Source organism: Ruminococcus sp. AF31-8BH, from assembly GCF_003460605.1.
Classification (GTDB): Bacteria; Bacillota; Clostridia; order Lachnospirales; family Lachnospiraceae; genus Blautia_A; species Blautia_A acetigignens.
Window position 1 is genome coordinate 62,354 of sequence record NZ_QTVN01000019.1, and the last position, 14,782, is coordinate 77,135.

At 47.6% G+C, this 14,782-nt stretch carries 17 protein-coding genes; 2 read left to right on the forward strand and 15 right to left on the reverse strand.

The window, feature by feature from the left end; translation table 11 throughout:
• Window positions 1-75: 75 nt before the first annotated feature.
• From DWZ38_RS19010 to DWZ38_RS19060, 11 genes are all read right to left on the reverse strand, one after another.
• Complete coding sequence (locus tag DWZ38_RS19010; protein ID WP_117854600.1) at window positions 76-579, reverse strand: MarR family transcriptional regulator; 504 nt, start codon at window positions 577-579, stop codon at window positions 76-78.
• 54 nt (window positions 580-633) lie between these two features.
• The gene (locus DWZ38_RS19015; protein ID WP_021925919.1) at window positions 634-2,328 is read right to left on the reverse strand and encodes an acetyl-CoA carboxylase carboxyl transferase subunit; all 1,695 of its coding nucleotides are present in this window, start codon (window positions 2,326-2,328) and stop codon (window positions 634-636) included.
• A complete protein-coding gene (locus tag DWZ38_RS19020) occupies window positions 2,318-3,682 on the reverse strand; it encodes an acetyl-CoA carboxylase biotin carboxylase subunit (RefSeq protein WP_021925918.1) in 1,365 nt (454 codons plus the stop codon). Before DWZ38_RS19020 ends, DWZ38_RS19015 begins: the two co-directional genes overlap by 11 nt.
• Window positions 3,683-3,706: 24 nt before the next feature.
• Window positions 3,707-4,135, reverse strand: a complete 429-nt coding sequence (gene fabZ, locus DWZ38_RS19025) for a 3-hydroxyacyl-ACP dehydratase FabZ (RefSeq protein ID WP_117854603.1) — start codon at window positions 4,133-4,135, stop codon at window positions 3,707-3,709.
• A gap of 9 nt (window positions 4,136-4,144) precedes the next feature.
• Window positions 4,145-4,627 (reverse strand): acetyl-CoA carboxylase biotin carboxyl carrier protein, encoded by a 483-nt coding sequence (gene accB, locus DWZ38_RS19030; RefSeq protein ID WP_117854605.1) that lies wholly within the window; start codon window positions 4,625-4,627, stop codon window positions 4,145-4,147.
• Between the two features lie 27 nt (window positions 4,628-4,654).
• Window positions 4,655-5,893 carry a beta-ketoacyl-ACP synthase II gene (gene fabF, locus DWZ38_RS19035; RefSeq protein WP_117854607.1) on the reverse strand — a complete coding sequence of 413 codons (1,239 nt, stop codon included), beginning with the start codon at window positions 5,891-5,893 and terminating at the stop codon, window positions 4,655-4,657.
• Window positions 5,890-6,630, reverse strand: a complete 741-nt coding sequence (gene fabG / locus DWZ38_RS19040) for a 3-oxoacyl-[acyl-carrier-protein] reductase (RefSeq protein ID WP_021925914.1) — start codon at window positions 6,628-6,630, stop codon at window positions 5,890-5,892. Before fabG ends, fabF begins: the two co-directional genes overlap by 4 nt.
• An 82-nt stretch (window positions 6,631-6,712) precedes the next feature.
• Window positions 6,713-7,636 carry an ACP S-malonyltransferase gene (gene fabD, locus DWZ38_RS19045; protein ID WP_117854610.1) on the reverse strand — a complete coding sequence of 308 codons (924 nt, stop codon included), beginning with the start codon at window positions 7,634-7,636 and terminating at the stop codon, window positions 6,713-6,715.
• Window positions 7,629-8,567: an enoyl-[acyl-carrier-protein] reductase FabK gene (gene fabK / locus DWZ38_RS19050; protein ID WP_117854613.1), complete on the reverse strand. Its 939-nt coding sequence runs from the start codon at window positions 8,565-8,567 to the stop codon at window positions 7,629-7,631. The genes fabD and fabK overlap by 8 nt, the downstream gene beginning before the upstream one ends.
• Window positions 8,568-8,631: 64 nt before the next feature.
• Window positions 8,632-8,856 (reverse strand): acyl carrier protein, encoded by a 225-nt coding sequence (acpP, locus tag DWZ38_RS19055; RefSeq protein WP_021925911.1) that lies wholly within the window; start codon window positions 8,854-8,856, stop codon window positions 8,632-8,634.
• Between the two features lie 75 nt (window positions 8,857-8,931).
• Complete coding sequence (locus tag DWZ38_RS19060; RefSeq protein WP_117854615.1) at window positions 8,932-9,906, reverse strand: beta-ketoacyl-ACP synthase III; 975 nt, start codon at window positions 9,904-9,906, stop codon at window positions 8,932-8,934.
• Between the two features lie 239 nt (window positions 9,907-10,145).
• Here DWZ38_RS19060 and DWZ38_RS19065 point away from each other — a divergent pair, with 239 nt between their 5' ends.
• A complete protein-coding gene (locus DWZ38_RS19065) occupies window positions 10,146-10,868 on the forward strand; it encodes a hypothetical protein (RefSeq protein ID WP_021925909.1) in 723 nt (240 codons plus the stop codon).
• Between the two features lie 4 nt (window positions 10,869-10,872).
• Window positions 10,873-11,328 carry an HD domain-containing protein gene (locus DWZ38_RS19070; RefSeq protein WP_117854617.1) on the forward strand — a complete coding sequence of 152 codons (456 nt, stop codon included), beginning with the start codon at window positions 10,873-10,875 and terminating at the stop codon, window positions 11,326-11,328.
• A 57-nt stretch (window positions 11,329-11,385) separates the two neighbouring features.
• On the opposite strand, the gene DWZ38_RS19075 is transcribed toward DWZ38_RS19070, so the two are convergent.
• The 4 genes from DWZ38_RS19075 to DWZ38_RS23675 form a co-directional block, all read right to left on the reverse strand.
• A complete protein-coding gene (locus DWZ38_RS19075) occupies window positions 11,386-12,021 on the reverse strand; it encodes a DUF4317 family protein (protein ID WP_021925907.1) in 636 nt (211 codons plus the stop codon).
• A 70-nt stretch (window positions 12,022-12,091) separates the two neighbouring features.
• A complete protein-coding gene (locus DWZ38_RS19080; protein ID WP_117854620.1) occupies window positions 12,092-13,279 on the reverse strand; it encodes a MalY/PatB family protein in 1,188 nt (395 codons plus the stop codon).
• Window positions 13,260-14,438, reverse strand: coding sequence for a PLP-dependent aspartate aminotransferase family protein (locus DWZ38_RS19085; protein WP_117854622.1), 1,179 nt, complete (start codon window positions 14,436-14,438; stop codon window positions 13,260-13,262). The genes DWZ38_RS19080 and DWZ38_RS19085 overlap by 20 nt, the downstream gene beginning before the upstream one ends.
• A gap of 159 nt (window positions 14,439-14,597) precedes the next feature.
• Window positions 14,598-14,774 (reverse strand): DUF6783 domain-containing protein, encoded by a 177-nt coding sequence (locus DWZ38_RS23675; RefSeq protein WP_317259457.1) that lies wholly within the window; start codon window positions 14,772-14,774, stop codon window positions 14,598-14,600.
• Window positions 14,775-14,782: the final 8 nt, after the last annotated feature.

Here is a 14,782-nt window from a genome sequence, read left to right on the forward strand (position 1 = left end):
AAGACTGTCCTTTCCGGGTCCTGTGAGGATCCAGCTTCCATATTTTTGATACATTTGACATGTGCCTGAAAGGTTTTATGACTTATATTGTCTGAAGAAAAGAGTCAGGCGGTCCAGAGCTTTCGCCAGTACAAGTGCTTCGTTTTCATCCAGAACATCCAGCACGGCATCTGTCATCTTACGGTGAAATTCCGCATGATGATGGTAGGCTTTTCTTCCCTTCAAGGTAAGATGGATAAATACCACGCGCCTGTCCTGTTCACTTCTCTCTCTTGTGGCGTATCCCTTCTTTACCAGACTGTTCATAGAGGTCGTCAAGGAGCCTACGGTGATGTTCAGCTTGGCAGCAATGTCAGACATTTTGTTTCCGCCAAGACCAACTGCCTCAATGATATGCATATCATTATTTGTGATATCCTTGTATTCCTCCGTAATGATTGCCTGCTCTTCCAGCTCCATGATCTCGTTAAACAGATGCACCAGTACATCATTAATAACTTCCCTGTTTTCCACTCTCTTCTCTCCTGCATATGCGCTGTCCGCTTCCGCCGGCAGCCTCCTGTATTTTCTGTAAAACATCCAAGCAAATATTTACGGTAAGTATATCACAATCTGGTATATTTTTCTACAATTTTACAAATTTCTAAAACGATTATAACGCTTATTCAGTAATTTTTCCAAATCATATGCACAATATGTATCCAGAAAACCACGGACTCGTTTCTCCAGAACTTCCATTGTCTCCATCATATTCTCTCTGGTAAGGGGCTCTTTTTCCGGAATGATCTGTTCAATCATTCCAAGATCTTTTAGGTCAGAAGCAGTCAGCTTCATCACTTCAGCTGCCTCTTTTGCCTTTGTGCTGTCTTTCCATAAAATGGTGGCAAAGCCTTCCGGGGAAAGAATGGAATAGATGGAATTTTCCATCATCCAGACCTCATCTCCTACGGCAAGTGCAAGGGCTCCGCCGCTTCCTCCTTCTCCGATCACAATGGACAGAATCGGCACTTTAAGACCGGATAACTCAAAAAGATTGCGGGCAATTGCCTCTCCCTGCCCACGCTCTTCTGCCTCAAGCCCGCAGAACGCACCTGGGGTATCCACCAGGCAGATTACTGGTCTTCCGAATTTTTCAGCCTGCTTCATAAGGCGCAGGGACTTGCGGTATCCTTCCGGGGAAACCATGCCGAAATTATACGCAATATTCTCTTTGGTTCCGTTTCCTTTCTCCTGTATGATCACGGTTACAGGCTTTCCATCGAAGTATGCAATGCCTCCGATCAAAGCAGAATCATCCCCGAAAAGACGGTCTCCGTGAAGCTCCAAGAAGTGGTCAAACAGCCATGGAATGTAGTCTTTTCCAGTTGGCCGTTCTTTACTGCGGGCAAGGAGAACATGCTCCCAGGCGGACTTTTTTGCAGGAGAATAGGACTCTTTATTTGCTTGCTCTGCCTTCTCATCCCTGTTATCTGCAGCATTCTCGCAATGCATTTTCAGAAGCTGTGCCAGTGTTTCTTTCATATCCTTTCGCTCTACAATCTGGTCGATAAAGCCGTGTTCCAGAAGAAATTCTGACTTCTGAAAGCCCTTTGGAAGCTTCTGACGGATGGTCTGCTCGATGACTCTCGGCCCTGCAAAACCAATGAGTGCACCTGGTTCTGCAAGAATAATATCCCCCAGCATGGCAAAGCTTGCCGTCACCCCTCCGGTGGTTGGATTGGTCAGAACACTGATGTAAAGAAGCCCTGCATCGCTGTGTCTTTTTAAGGCCGCAGAGGTCTTGGCCATCTGCATTAAGGATACGATTCCTTCCTGCATTCTCGCCCCTCCGGAGCAGGCAAACAGCACCACAGGAAGCCTTTCTTCCGTAGCTTTTTCCACTGCCCTGACAATTTTTTCGCCTACATTTTCTCCCATGCTTGCCATGAGAAAACGGCTGTCGCATACACCAAGAACTGCAGATACACCGCCAATTTTCGCCCTTCCTGTGACAATAGCCTCGTCAAGGCCCGTCTTTTCCTGAAGCTTTTTCACCTTATCCGGGTACCCTTTATAGGACAGAGGATTGCTTATCGGCATGACCGAATCCCACTCTTCAAAGGTTCCCTCATCTGCGATCATTTCGATTCTTCGCCTTGCATGAATGCGGAAATAATTGCCGCAGTGAGGACAGATGTAGTTGTTCTTTTTTACCTCATCTACAAAAACAGCGCCCTTGCAGGCATTGCATTTTTTCAGCATTCCATCCGGCACTTCCGGCTTCGTTTCCTGCCTTGCGCTAGCAGATGAATTTGTGATTGTACGTTTAAAGGCATACTTAAGCTTCATTTACCTTCACTCCTCCGATCTGGTGACTTTCCAGAAAACCAATGTCAAAAATGCCTTTCTGATAGTCCGGATCGTTCATGATTTCAAACTGATAATCTACATTTGTGTCAACGCCCTGGATGATCACTTCCCCAAGCGCACTCTTCATTTTTGCAATTGCTTCCTCGCGGTTATTTCCGTGTACGATCAGCTTTGCAAGCATGGAATCGTAATAAGGAGGGATCTGATAACCGCTGTAAATTCCTGTGTCCACGCGGATTCCCTGACCGCCTGGCAGGTGCAGATCCGTAATGGTTCCAGGGGACGGACGGAAGTTTTTCCATGGATTTTCCGCATTAATGCGGCACTCAATGGCATGTCCCTGTATCTGAATATCCTTCTGGGAAAAGGACAGCGGCTGACCGGAGGCGATCTTTAACTGCTCCTTCACAAGGTCCAGACCGGTAACCCATTCTGTCACCGGATGCTCCACCTGAATGCGGGTATTCATCTCCATAAAATAGAATTTTCCCGTCTTTTCCAGAAGAAATTCAATGGTTCCGGCATTCACATAATGAGCTGCTTTTGCGGCTTTCACAGCAGCCATTCCCATCTGGTTTCTCAGTTCTTCGGACACTGCCATGGAAGGGGATTCCTCGATCATTTTCTGATGGTTTCGCTGGATAGAACAATCCCGTTCTCCAAGATGAACCACATTTCCCTGACTGTCTGCAAGGATCTGAAATTCAATGTGTCTTGGGTGCTCCACAAAGTGCTCAATGTACATAGTTCCATCCCCAAATGCAATCTGGGATTCCTTCTGTGCGGTGAGAAATGCCAGTTCAAATTCCTCTGGGGAAAAGGCTGTACGCATGCCTTTCCCGCCGCCTCCAAGGGCTGCTTTTATGATGACAGGATAACCAATTCGGTCTGCTTCTCTTGCTCCTGTCTGCACATCCAGAATAGCCTCTGTGGTTCCCGGAATTACCGGAACTCCAGCTGCTTCCATAGTATTTCTGGCAATCTGTTTGTTTCCAAGATTCTGGATCACCTGTGAGGGCGGACCTACAAAAATAAGATTGCATTGCTCACAGATCTGGGCAAATCTGGCATTCTCAGACAGGAATCCAAAGCCCGGATGTATGGCATCTGCACCGGATATGATCGCCGCGCTGATAATGCTTTCCATATTCAGATAGCTTTTGGCAGAGGCACCTGGACCGATGCAGACTGCCTCATCTGCAAGCTGTGTGTGCAGGCTGTCTTTGTCCGCTTCTGAGTAAACTGCAACAGCCTCAATTCCCATTTCCCGGCATGCCCGGATGATCCTTACCGCAATCTCCCCGCGGTTGGCAATTAACAATTTTCTGATCATATTCTCACCCTTCTGAGCACCTTTTTACCCTACCATAAAGGTAAGCTCAGCCTTCACAACAAGCTTTCCATCAACTGTGGCAATGGCCTCGCCAACGCCCATAGGCCCTTTCTGCTTGATTACTCTCATTTCCAGCTTCATCTTATCTCCCGGCTGCACCTTGCCCTTGAAACGGCACTTGTCAATGCCGCCAAAATAGGCAATCTTGCCCTTGTTTTCCGGCTTGGAAAGGATGGCAACCGCGCCAGTCTGCGCCAGCGCTTCCACGATCAAAACACCTGGCATTACAGGCTCCTGGGGAAAATGTCCCTGAAAGAAATCCTCACGGAAGGTTACACATTTGTATCCTACTGCGAACTCTCCCGGCTCATAATCCTCAATATAATCCACCAGAAGAAAAGGGTGGCGGTGAGGAAGAATTTCCTCGATCTGTTTTATATTTAAACGGTTCATATCTGCTCCTTATCTGATGCAAAATAACGGCTGTCCATACTCCACAGGCTGCCCGTTTTCCACATAAATTTCTGCAATTTCTCCATCAAAATCACTTTCTATATCATTCATCAGCTTCATTGCTTCCACAATGGCAAGAACCTGCCCTTTTTTCACTTTATCTCCGATTTTCACGAAGGGATCTGCATCCTCGGAAGGAGCTGCATAGAAGGTTCCAACCAGGGGAGATTTCACAATATTCCCGCTGGATTCTGCCTGGAAAGCTTCCTCATGATCATTAGAATCTGTGGATTTTTCCACGCTGGAAAATCCCCCGCCAGACGCAGCCTTATTCACCGGAGCTTCCACAGTCTGTCCCTGCATTCCTGCAACGATCACCGGGGCAATTTTATTATTTAAAGACAGCTTCATTCCATCGCCTTCATAGCAAAAAGACTCCAGATGAGATGCCGATACATGGTCAATTAACTTTAAAATCTGTTCAAATTCCATTGTATTTTTCTCCTTTTGAGACAGCTTTTATTGGTACTTTTTCAGCAGAAGAACTGCATTATGTCCGCCAAATCCAAGGGAATTGCTCATGGCATACTTCACTTCCTGCTGTGACGGTCCATCGATGCAATAGTCCAGATCCAGCTCTTCTTCTGTTTCCTTTGTACCCACTGTCTGGTGAATAAATCCTTCCTCAACAGACTTGGCACAAACTACAAATTCCACTCCGCCGGCAGCTCCAAGAAGATGACCGATCATAGACTTTGTGGAGTTAATTTTTACCTTTTTGGCGGCCTCACCAAGGGCTGCTTTGATGGCTCTTGTCTCAAAAAGATCGTTGTGATGGGTTCCGGTTCCATGAGCATTGATATAATCAATTTCCTCTGGTAAAGCCCCCGCTTCCTTCATTGCATCTGTCATGGCCCGGGCAGCTCCGCTTCCGTCTTCAATAGGAGAAGTAATGTGATAAGCGTCTGCAGTTGCCCCGTATCCAACTACCTCTGCATAAATCTTTGCATTTCTTGCTTTGGCATGCTCCAGCTCTTCCAGGACCACCACGCCGGCACCTTCTCCGATGACGAAACCGCCTCGGTCCTTGTCAAAAGGAATGGATGCGCGGTAAGGATCCTGGCTGGTGCTAAGGGCTGTCAGATTGGTAAATCCGGCTACTCCAACCGGACTGATTGCCCCTTCGGTACCGCCTGCCAGCATCACTTCTGCATCTCCGTACTGAATGGCACGGTATGCGTCACCGATGCAGTGGGTTCCGGATGCACAGGCCGTTACCACGTTGGTGCATTTGCCTCTGGCACCTATTGCAATGGATACATTTCCCGCTGCCATGTTGCTGATCATCTTTGGAACAAGAAGTGGATCAACCTTAGAGGGTCCCCTTTCAGCCAGCCTTAACGCTGCATTTTCCATTGCCTGAAGGCTTCCGATTCCAGAGCCTACGATGACGCCAACACGGAAGGGATCTTCTTTTTCCATGTCAATTCTGGCATCTGTCATCGCTTCCTTTGCGGCCGCTACTGCATACTGGGAAAACAACTCCATTCTTTTCGCAGACTTGAAATCCATGTAATCTTTTGCATTAAAATCCTTCACTTCTGCGGCAAGCTTTACCTTGAAATCTGCGGTATCAAACTTTGTGATTTCACCGATTCCAACCTTTCCTGCTTTCACGCTTTCCCAGAAGGCTTCCACATTATTTCCAACAGGAGTGACCGCACCAAGTCCGGTTACCACTACACGTCTTTTATTCATAACATTCCTCCGTCTACACACAAAACCTGTCCTGTAATGTACTTTGCTTCCGGGGATGCGAAAAAGGCAGCTGCTTTCGCCACATCCTCCGGCTCGCCAAATGTTCCCATAGGGATATTTTTCAGGGTTTCTTCTTTTACCTTATCAGGAAGCACATCTGTCATGTCCGTTCTGATAAAGCCAGGAGCAATGGCATTTACCGTGATTCCTCTTGATGCAAGCTCCTTTGCCGCGGTCTTGGTAAGACCGATGATTCCAGCTTTTGAGGCTGCATAATTGGCCTGTCCCGGGTTTCCGCCAATGCCTACAACAGATGCCATATTAACAATACGGCCGCTTCGCTGCTTTAGCATTTGTCTTGCTGTATGGCGAATGCAGTTAAAAGTTCCCTTAAGATTTGTGTCCACAACCTTGCAGAAATCTTCCTCGCTCATTGCCATCAGAAGCCCGTCTTTGGTGATTCCTGCATTGTTTACCAGGATATCGATCCGTCCATATGTTTTCACGATTTCTTTGATAAAAGTACCGCAGGCATCAAAGTCTGCCACATTGCACTGGCTGATTTCTGCCTGTCCGCCGTCCGCCTGGATTTCAGCTTTTACCGCCTCTGCTTTTTCTTTGGAACCGTTATAATTAATGATTACAAATGCTCCCTGTCTGGCAAGCTCAAGGGCAATTGCCCTTCCAATTCCACGGGAAGCGCCTGTCACAACTGCGATTTTTTTCTCTGCATTCATGTTTTCTTTTTACTCCTGTATGTCAGTTCTCATATAAAAATGTTCGGGCAAAAAGACCACTTCGCCCTGCTGTTTTCCTGTTTTATCTGCTGCCTAAAATCTCTGCGATCTGATCTAAATCTTCCACTTTCTGAATGTTATAAGTTTTCACATCCGGTGCGATTTTTCTCATAAAACCAGCCAGGGTTTTGCCCGGGCCGATCTCTACAAAGGTGTCCACACCTTCTGCCAGCATCTTATCCACACTCTGCTGCCAGCGCACAGAAGAAGAAATCTGCTTTGCAAGAAGCTCTTTTGTCTGGCTGATATCTGTTACATATTCCGCTGTTACATTGGTCACATACGGGATCTGAAGAGCGAAAAATTCCACATTTTCAAGCTCCTTTGCAAGCTCTTTTCCTGCATTTTGAAGCAGGGATGAGTGGAATGGGCCGCTTACTGCAAGGGGCAAAACCCGTCTTGCGCCTGCTTCTTTGAGCTTCAGGGAAGCCTCCTCTACAGCCGCCTTTGGTCCTGTAATTACGATCTGTCCTGGACAGTTATAGTTGGCAATTTCCGCTTTGGTATCCTTGATTGCGCTCTCGATTTCCCATGCGCCAAGCCCCAGAACCGCAGCCATGGAGCCTTCTCCTGCCGGCACTGCCTGCTCCATCAGAATGCCCCTTTTTCTTACGGTTGTGATGGCGTCTTTCACGCTCATTCCGCCGGAAACAGCAATTGCACAGTACTCCCCAAGGCTTAAGCCAGCGGTTACATCCGGGTGAAGCCCGTATTCTTCCACTACTTTTTCCATGGCAAGGCAGGTGGTGACAAGAGCCGCCTGGGTATATTCGGTAAGGTCAAGCCTTTCATTTTTTTTGAAGCAAAGCTCCTTCATATCCAGGGAAAGCCACTGGCTGGCCTGGTCAAAAATCTCCTTTGCAGAAGGAAATTTCTCATAAAAATCCTGTCCCATTCCAGCCTTCTGCGCTCCCTGTCCCGGGAAAAGAAATGCGATCTTACTCATAAATTCCAGTTCCTTTCAGCAGTTCATCTGTCTCTTTTACCAGCTTCTGGATCAGGTCATGACAGCTTAACTGCTCTTTCACAAGACCAGCGCTCTGGCCTGCCATAACGCTTCCCATTTTCACATCTCCGTCCACAACAGCACGGCGAAGACTTCCCAGTGTCATCTGCTCCAGTTCCTCAAAGGGTACTCCCTCAGCCTCTTTTTTCAGGTACTCCTGGGTCATCTGATTGCGAAGGGCACGAACCGGATGACCGGTGGAACGTCCGGTTACTTTCGTGTCAATGTCCTTAGCTTTCAGAATCATATTCTTATAATTCTGATGGGCCCAGCACTCTTCTGTGGCTACAAAATGAGTACCCATCTGCACGCCCTTTGCACCCAGCATAAAGGCTGCCGCAATGCCTCTTCCATCTGCGATTCCCCCTGCTGCAATCACCGGAATGCTCACTGCATCCGCAACCTGCGGCACCAGAACCATTGTGGTGGTCTCCCCGATATGTCCGCCGGATTCACAGCCTTCCGCCACAACCGCATCTGCACCGCAGCGTTCCATTCTCTTTGCGTGGGCAACGGAAGCGATTACCGGGATGATCTTCACGCCTGCTTCCTTCCACATTTTCATGTACTTTTCCGGGTTGCCGGCACCAGTGGTAACCACCGGAACCTTTTCCTCTACAATAACTTTTGCAATCTCATCTGCGTATGGACTCATCAGCATAATATTAACGCCAAATGGCTTGTCAGTAAGCTTCTTTACCTCCTGTACCTGCTGGCGTACCCACTCAGCCGGGGCACTTGCAGCACCGATCAGGCCAAGTCCGCCAGCCTCAGAAACAGCTGCTGCCAGGTGGTATTCTGCCACCCATGCCATGCCTCCCTGAATGATGGGATATTCAATTCCAAGTAATTTCGTCACTTCTGTTTTCATAAAAATCTCCATTCTGTAACCAGTACATCGAATATTAAGTAACCGTCATATTGACGCAGGATGATTACTGGCGGCTCTGAAGGTATGCTTCCACATCCCCTATCGTCTTAATATTCTCCAGATCCTCTGTTGGAATCTCCACCTCAAACTCTTCTTCCAGTGCCATTACCATCTCAAAAAGATCCAGGGAATCTGCTCCAAGGTCTTCCTTAAATGAAGTCTCTGCTGTCAGTGTGTTTACGTCTGCTCCTAATGAATCTGCTGTGATTTCTTTGATTTTTTCTAACATTTTATTATTCTCCTGTTCTGTTTTCTTCTATTATTTTATGCTGCAAAATGAGTATTTTCTCTCTTGCTTTTTTCTCTATATCAGCCATTTCAGCAGGCTTGCCCCATAGGTAAGCCCCCCGCCGAAACCGGAAAGAATGATCCAGTCTCCGGCTTTAAGTCTTTCCTTTTTCTTCCATTCATCCAGAAGAATGGGAATGCTTGCAGAAGAAGTATTTCCCAGATTTTCTATGTTCATGGGGAATTTTTCCAAAGGTTCTTTCATATGCTTTGCCACAGATGAAACAATTCTTGAGTTAGCCTGATGAAGCATATAATAACGGATTTCTTCCTTTGTTTTTCCTGCCTGCTCAAGGACCTCCTGGATCACCTCTGGCACCTTTGAAACTGCAAATTTGAATACTTCCTTTCCATCCATCTGCATGTAAGTGGGCGTAAGGTCTGCATTTTCTTCTGCAAATCCCGGCTGATTTCTGCTGGCACAGGTAAGCGCGCCTCCGCCATTTCCAATGGAATGAGTGGCCTGAACGTACACCGCCGACGGATCTGCTTCCAGCACCACAGCCCCGGCTCCATCGCCAAACAGCACGCAGGTGCTTCTGTCCTGCCAGTTGGTGAGATGGGAAAGCGCCTCCGCTCCGATCACCAGCGCTGTGCGGTAAATCCGTCCGCCCAGATAGGCCTGCGCCGTATTCAGTGCCAGCAAAAATCCTGTACAGGCACCATTTAGATCAAAGCAGGTTGCGTGAACCGCGCCCAGCAGTTTCTGCACCTCGCAGGCCGCACAGGGCATGATTATTTCCGCGGACATGGTCGATACCAGAATCAGATCAATTTCTTCCGGCTTCATTTTCGCATCTGCAAGTGCAGCCTCGCCGGCCTTTGCCGCCATATAGGAAACGGTTTCTTCACCGGATGCAATGTGCCGCTGCCCGATTCCTGTGCGGCCGCGGATCCATTCATCGCTTGTATCCATCATGTGGGACAGCTTGTCATTGTCCCACACCTGAACCGGTATGTAGGAACCGGTCCCTTTTATTTTTCCAGTCATAATACCTCCTGGTATGTGATGCTTTAATTATTTTGCTTTAAAATAGTTTGATTATCAAAGTATATCACAGTTTTTTCATTTGTCAATATTTATTTTCAGCATAATTTCGGGTGGAAAAGGGGTTGTACCTTTTGGCATCCGCCGTTATAATGGTCGTATAAACGTTATTGTTCCTGCTGCATGGACGTGTGGCCAGACGGTCATATGCCATGTAGTAAAAATCTCAGGAGGATGATTTCATGCGAAGAAAAAACAGTTTGATAATACCGGCTGTGCTGGCATTTTCCCTGTGTACCGTGAACGCAGTTCCTGTACTGGCGGAGGATGCGGCGCAGACGGAAGCAGAAGCTGATACCGCTTCTGATGAGGCTTCTGATGCCGCAGAAGACACAGCTGACACCCCCTACGAAAAAGGTACCATCACCGAAACAGACTATCAGAGCGAATGGCTGAATCTGAAGTTTACCCCACCGGAAACCGTTGTCATGAATACAGAAGAAGAATTAGAATCTGTTATGCGACAGGGCCAGAGCACGCTGGAAGAATCTTCCGGCATGGAGCTTGGTGAGGATGCTTTGTCCGGCACCGTTTATGAAATGATGGCTTCCTCTGTCTCCGGTTTTCCCAATGTTTCCCTGGTAGTAGAGGATGCTTCTCTGGAAAATATGACCGTAGACCAGTATTTCCTGGCTGCTCAGCAAATGCTGGACGCTACACAGATGGGATATACTTATTCAGAAGTTACAGACGCACAGATTGGCGGACAGGATTTCCGCGTTATGGAAACCAGCGTCACCATCAATGATTACGAAGTTCTTCAGAAATACTGCACACGTAAACAGGGAGGAAAGTTTGTCTCCATCATCTTATCCTACACCGCAGATACTCAAACAGAAGCAGATGAAGTCCTGGCAGCTTTTACTCCACTAAATGCTGATACGGAGGCTGCTCCCGCAGAATAAAAAAATGGTATATACTCCCCTAACCATCAAGGCCATGAAGCTGGCATACAAGGCTCATGAAGGCCAGTTTGACCAAAGCGGTGTCCCTTATATTTTTCACCCCATCCATCTTGCAGAACAGATGGAGGATGAAACCACCACATGCATTGCCCTGCTTCATGATGTCCTGGAAGATACACCCCTTACAGTCCAGGATCTGGAAAAAGATTTTTCGGAAGAAATTGTGCAGACAGTCCTTCTGCTTACCCATGCTCCTTCCGATGATTACCTGGACTATGTCCGCAGACTTTGCCAGAGTCCTCTTGCACGGAAGGTAAAGCTTGCTGATATTGCACATAATACAGATGAGACACGGCTTTCCGGCACCACGCCCGCGCCGGAGCAGCTGAAGCACTGGCGGACCAAGTATGCCGCCGCACTTAAAATTATCCGGGAATATGAAGCGGAACATGGTGTGTGAAATAAAAAGGTACCATATGCTTATTAGATTTTCATCCGATAAACATATGGTACCTTTTTATTTCACACCTAATATTTTCTCTGCCAGTTCCCTGTGCGGCCGGTCCTTATCCGCCTGGAACACTGCCGCATGGTTCAGATCCGCACCGCCGTCTGTATATGCCGGGAACAAAAATCCGCATTCCGGCGCACCTGGCTCGTACTCATCTGCCAGCGGACAGATCACACAGATCAGATATTCAAAAACTGCCTCCGATTCCCACAGCCGTTCCTTGTCCGCGGCTTTCGCGGGAATATCGTACCTGTCGTGAAACATATAAACTGCATAGGACCTGCGGCTCTGGTAGTGCTCCATCACCAGATCATAGAAGCTGTCCATCAGAGCGTCATTTTTCAGTCCGCATTCCCGCAGTGCCATGAGAAGCTGCCACACTGTGCCCGGGCGCATATCCTCCTGGGAAAATTCATAACGCTTCAGATTCACATTGGTTGCCGCAAAAGGAACTGCTTTTGCCAGCTCTATATTCCGCTTCTTTTCTTCCGCGGACAGCTTCAGGAAATTCACATTAAAGCTGCCGTCAAAGTCGCCGTCCCCATCTACATAGCAGCCTGCAATGCGGGTAAACGAGCATCTGGAAACATTCATTCTTCTGGTCAGCGCCAGCATGTCCTCACGGTCAATTTTATTTGCCATAATTTTCTCCTGTGCGTGGGATAATCCGTTTTTTCCATTTTATCATTACGGCGTCCTTTACACAACAGGATTATCTGGTAGTTTCCAGCGCCTTCTTAATCCTCTCCAATGCCTCCGTCAGCGTAGCCCTCGGGCACGCCACATTGATTCTCTGGAAGCCCTCGCCAGCCTTGCCGAAAATCTTTCCGCTGTCCAGCCACAGGCCTGCCTTATAAATAATCAAATCTTCCAGCTCGTCCACGCTAAGCCCGATCTCCCTGAAATCCAGCCACACCAGATAAGTTCCCTCCAGGTCTGTCATTTTCACGCCTGGCAGGTTCTTCTCTACATAATCCTTAGTATAGACAATATTACTTTCCACATAGGCATGCATCGCCTCATACCACTCTTCCCCTTTGGAATAAGCGGCCTCCACAGCCACCAGTCCAAGCACTCCAAGCTGGCTGATTCCAGCTGCATCCAGCTGTTTCTGGAATTTCCTGCGCAGCTCCGGATTTGGGATAAAAATATTGGAGATCATCATACTTGCAAGGTTAAAGGTTTTGCTTGGAGAAGTACAGGTAATGGAAATGTCCTGAAACTCTTTTTTCACTCCGGCGAAAACCTGATGCTTTCCCTTAAACACAAAGTCCTGGTGAATCTCGTCACTCACCACGATCACTCCATGTTTCACGCAGATATCTCCAAGCTTTTCCAATTCTTCCCTGGTCCACACTCTTCCAACCGGATTGTGAGGATTGCACAGGAAAAACAGCTTCACATGTTCCTCTGTAATCTTCTTCTCCAAATCCGCAAAATCAATGTGATAGCGGTTGTCCTCTCCCTGGTAAAGATTGCTGCTTACCACTTTTCTGCCGTTGTCCGTGATTACCTCAGAGAAAGGATAGTACACCGGAAGCTGGATCAGAACGCTGTCCCCAGGCTGTGTGTTCGCCTTCACCGCCATAGCAAGGGCAAACACAACGCCCGGCGTCTTGATCAGCCACTCTTCCTCTGGCTCCCAGTTGTGATAGGTTTTCATCCAGTTTGCCACGATTTCAAAATAAGGAGTCTGCACCTCGCTGTATCCGAAAATGCCCTCTTTCGCTCGCTCCACCAGCGCATCTTCCACGTAAGAAGAGGTCTCAAAATCCATATCTGCCACCCACAAAGGCAGCACATCCGCCGGCTTTCCTCTCTTTACCGCAAAGTCATATTTCAGGCATCTGGTATTTTTTCTGTTTATGATTCTGTCAAAATCAAGATTTCTTTCCGCCATTTAATTCTTCCTCTGTTTCTGCAAATACTTTCTCCAGTTCTTCCAAAAGATCCTGTGCATCCTCGATTCCTACGGAAAGACGAAGGGTACTTCTGGTGATTCCGTTGCGCTCGCGAATCTCCTCCGGAACGTCTGCGTGGGTCTGTGTGGTAGGATAGGTGACAAGAGTCTCCACTCCGCCAAGGCTTTCCGCAAATTTGATCATCCGAACCTTTGACAAAATAGAAAGGGCAAATTCCGGGCTTTCCAGCTGGAAGGTCAGCATGGAGCCGAAGCCTCTTGCCTGTTTTTTCATAATCTCATGGCCTGGGTGCTCCGGAAGTCCCGGATAGATCACCCTGGTTACTGCCTTCTGGGTTTTCAGCCATTCTGCAATTTTAAACGCATTTTTCTGAGCCTGCTCCATGCGGATTCCCAGGGTTTTGATTCCTCGAAGGATCAGCCAGCTGTCAAAAGGCGCCAGCCCGGAACCTGTTGTTTTGATCAGAAAACGAAGCTTCTCGCTGATATCCTCCCGGTTTGTCACCAGAAATCCAGCCAGGGTATCGTTATGTCCGCCCAGGAATTTGGTTCCGCTGTGCACCACAATGTCAGCTCCCAGATTCAGCGGATTCTGGAAATAAGGGGACAAAAATGTATTGTCCACAATAAGAAGCAGATCATGTCTCTTCGCAATGTCTGCCAGTGCTGCAATGTCCGTTACATTCATCATAGGATTGGTAGGAATTTCAATATAAATTGCCTTTGTGTTCTCATTCACATAGCTTTCCACGTCTTCTTTCCAGCAGTCGATCCTGGAAAACTGAAGCCCGTTTTTCGCGGAAACATTGTCAAAAAGACGAATGCTTCCTCCGTACAGGTCTGCGTCCACGATCAGGTGATCTCCAGGCTTAAACAGCTCCATTACCAGCGTAATGGCTGCCATTCCTGTGGAAAAGGCCAGCGCGTCGATTCCGTTTTCCAGAGTTGCCACGATTCTTTCCAGGTGCTCTCTGGTTGGATTCTGCAGTCTGCTATAGTCAAAGCCTGTGCTCTGTCCTACTGCCGGGTGTGCGTAGGTTGCAGTCTGATAAATGGGAAAACTGATGGAGCCGTAATTGTTGCAGCAGCCTTCCTCTTCTTCTAAATGTAAACACTTTGTATTGATTCCTCTTGCCATGATTCTCCTCCAGCTCCGTCTGATGTGATGTAAAAATTCCCAGCGAATGCTGAGAATTTATTTTCGTTTCTATCTGTACCTATCATAACAAAACAGGCGTATTTTGCATAATTCATTTTCCCTTGAGTTCGTTATAGAATATAGCTATACCAATTTATACTATATTAGATGGATTTTATTGCTAGAGCGTGTTTGAAAAAGGCTTTCTGCAAGATGTACGTCACAATTTGTGGGAGATTTTGCCCGGATGAGGGCGTCGTAGCGGGCTACGACAACCGAATTCGGGTGAAATATACCGCAAAGTGGGGCGTGCAGATTGCGGGAATGATTTTTCAAACAGGCCC

Coding starts and splice junctions, on each gene's coding strand:
- DWZ38_RS19065 (WP_021925909.1), top strand. CDS start 10,146: ATGCGAAGAAAAAACAGTTTGATAATACCGGCTGTGCTGGCATTTTCC.
- fabG (WP_021925914.1), bottom strand. CDS start 6,630: ATGAATGCAGAGAAAAAAATCGCAGTTGTGACAGGCGCTTCCCGTGGA.
- DWZ38_RS19020 (WP_021925918.1), bottom strand. CDS start 3,682: ATGATCAGAAAATTGTTAATTGCCAACCGCGGGGAGATTGCGGTAAGG.
- fabK (WP_117854613.1), bottom strand. CDS start 8,567: ATGAAAACAGAAGTGACGAAATTACTTGGAATTGAATATCCCATCATT.
- DWZ38_RS19085 (WP_117854622.1), bottom strand. CDS start 14,438: ATGGCAAGAGGAATCAATACAAAGTGTTTACATTTAGAAGAAGAGGAA.
- DWZ38_RS19075 (WP_021925907.1), bottom strand. CDS start 12,021: ATGGCAAATAAAATTGACCGTGAGGACATGCTGGCGCTGACCAGAAGA.
- DWZ38_RS19080 (WP_117854620.1), bottom strand. CDS start 13,279: ATGGCGGAAAGAAATCTTGATTTTGACAGAATCATAAACAGAAAAAAT.
- fabF (WP_117854607.1), bottom strand. CDS start 5,893: ATGAATAAAAGACGTGTAGTGGTAACCGGACTTGGTGCGGTCACTCCT.
- acpP (WP_021925911.1), bottom strand. CDS start 8,856: ATGTTAGAAAAAATCAAAGAAATCACAGCAGATTCATTAGGAGCAGAC.
- DWZ38_RS19015 (WP_021925919.1), bottom strand. CDS start 2,328: ATGAAGCTTAAGTATGCCTTTAAACGTACAATCACAAATTCATCTGCT.
- DWZ38_RS19060 (WP_117854615.1), bottom strand. CDS start 9,906: ATGACTGGAAAAATAAAAGGGACCGGTTCCTACATACCGGTTCAGGTG.
- accB (WP_117854605.1), bottom strand. CDS start 4,627: ATGGAATTTGAACAGATTTTAAAGTTAATTGACCATGTATCGGCATCT.
- fabZ (WP_117854603.1), bottom strand. CDS start 4,135: ATGAACCGTTTAAATATAAAACAGATCGAGGAAATTCTTCCTCACCGC.
- fabD (WP_117854610.1), bottom strand. CDS start 7,636: ATGAGTAAGATCGCATTTCTTTTCCCGGGACAGGGAGCGCAGAAGGCT.
- DWZ38_RS19070 (WP_117854617.1), top strand. CDS start 10,873: ATGGTATATACTCCCCTAACCATCAAGGCCATGAAGCTGGCATACAAG.
- DWZ38_RS19010 (WP_117854600.1), bottom strand. CDS start 579: ATGTTTTACAGAAAATACAGGAGGCTGCCGGCGGAAGCGGACAGCGCA.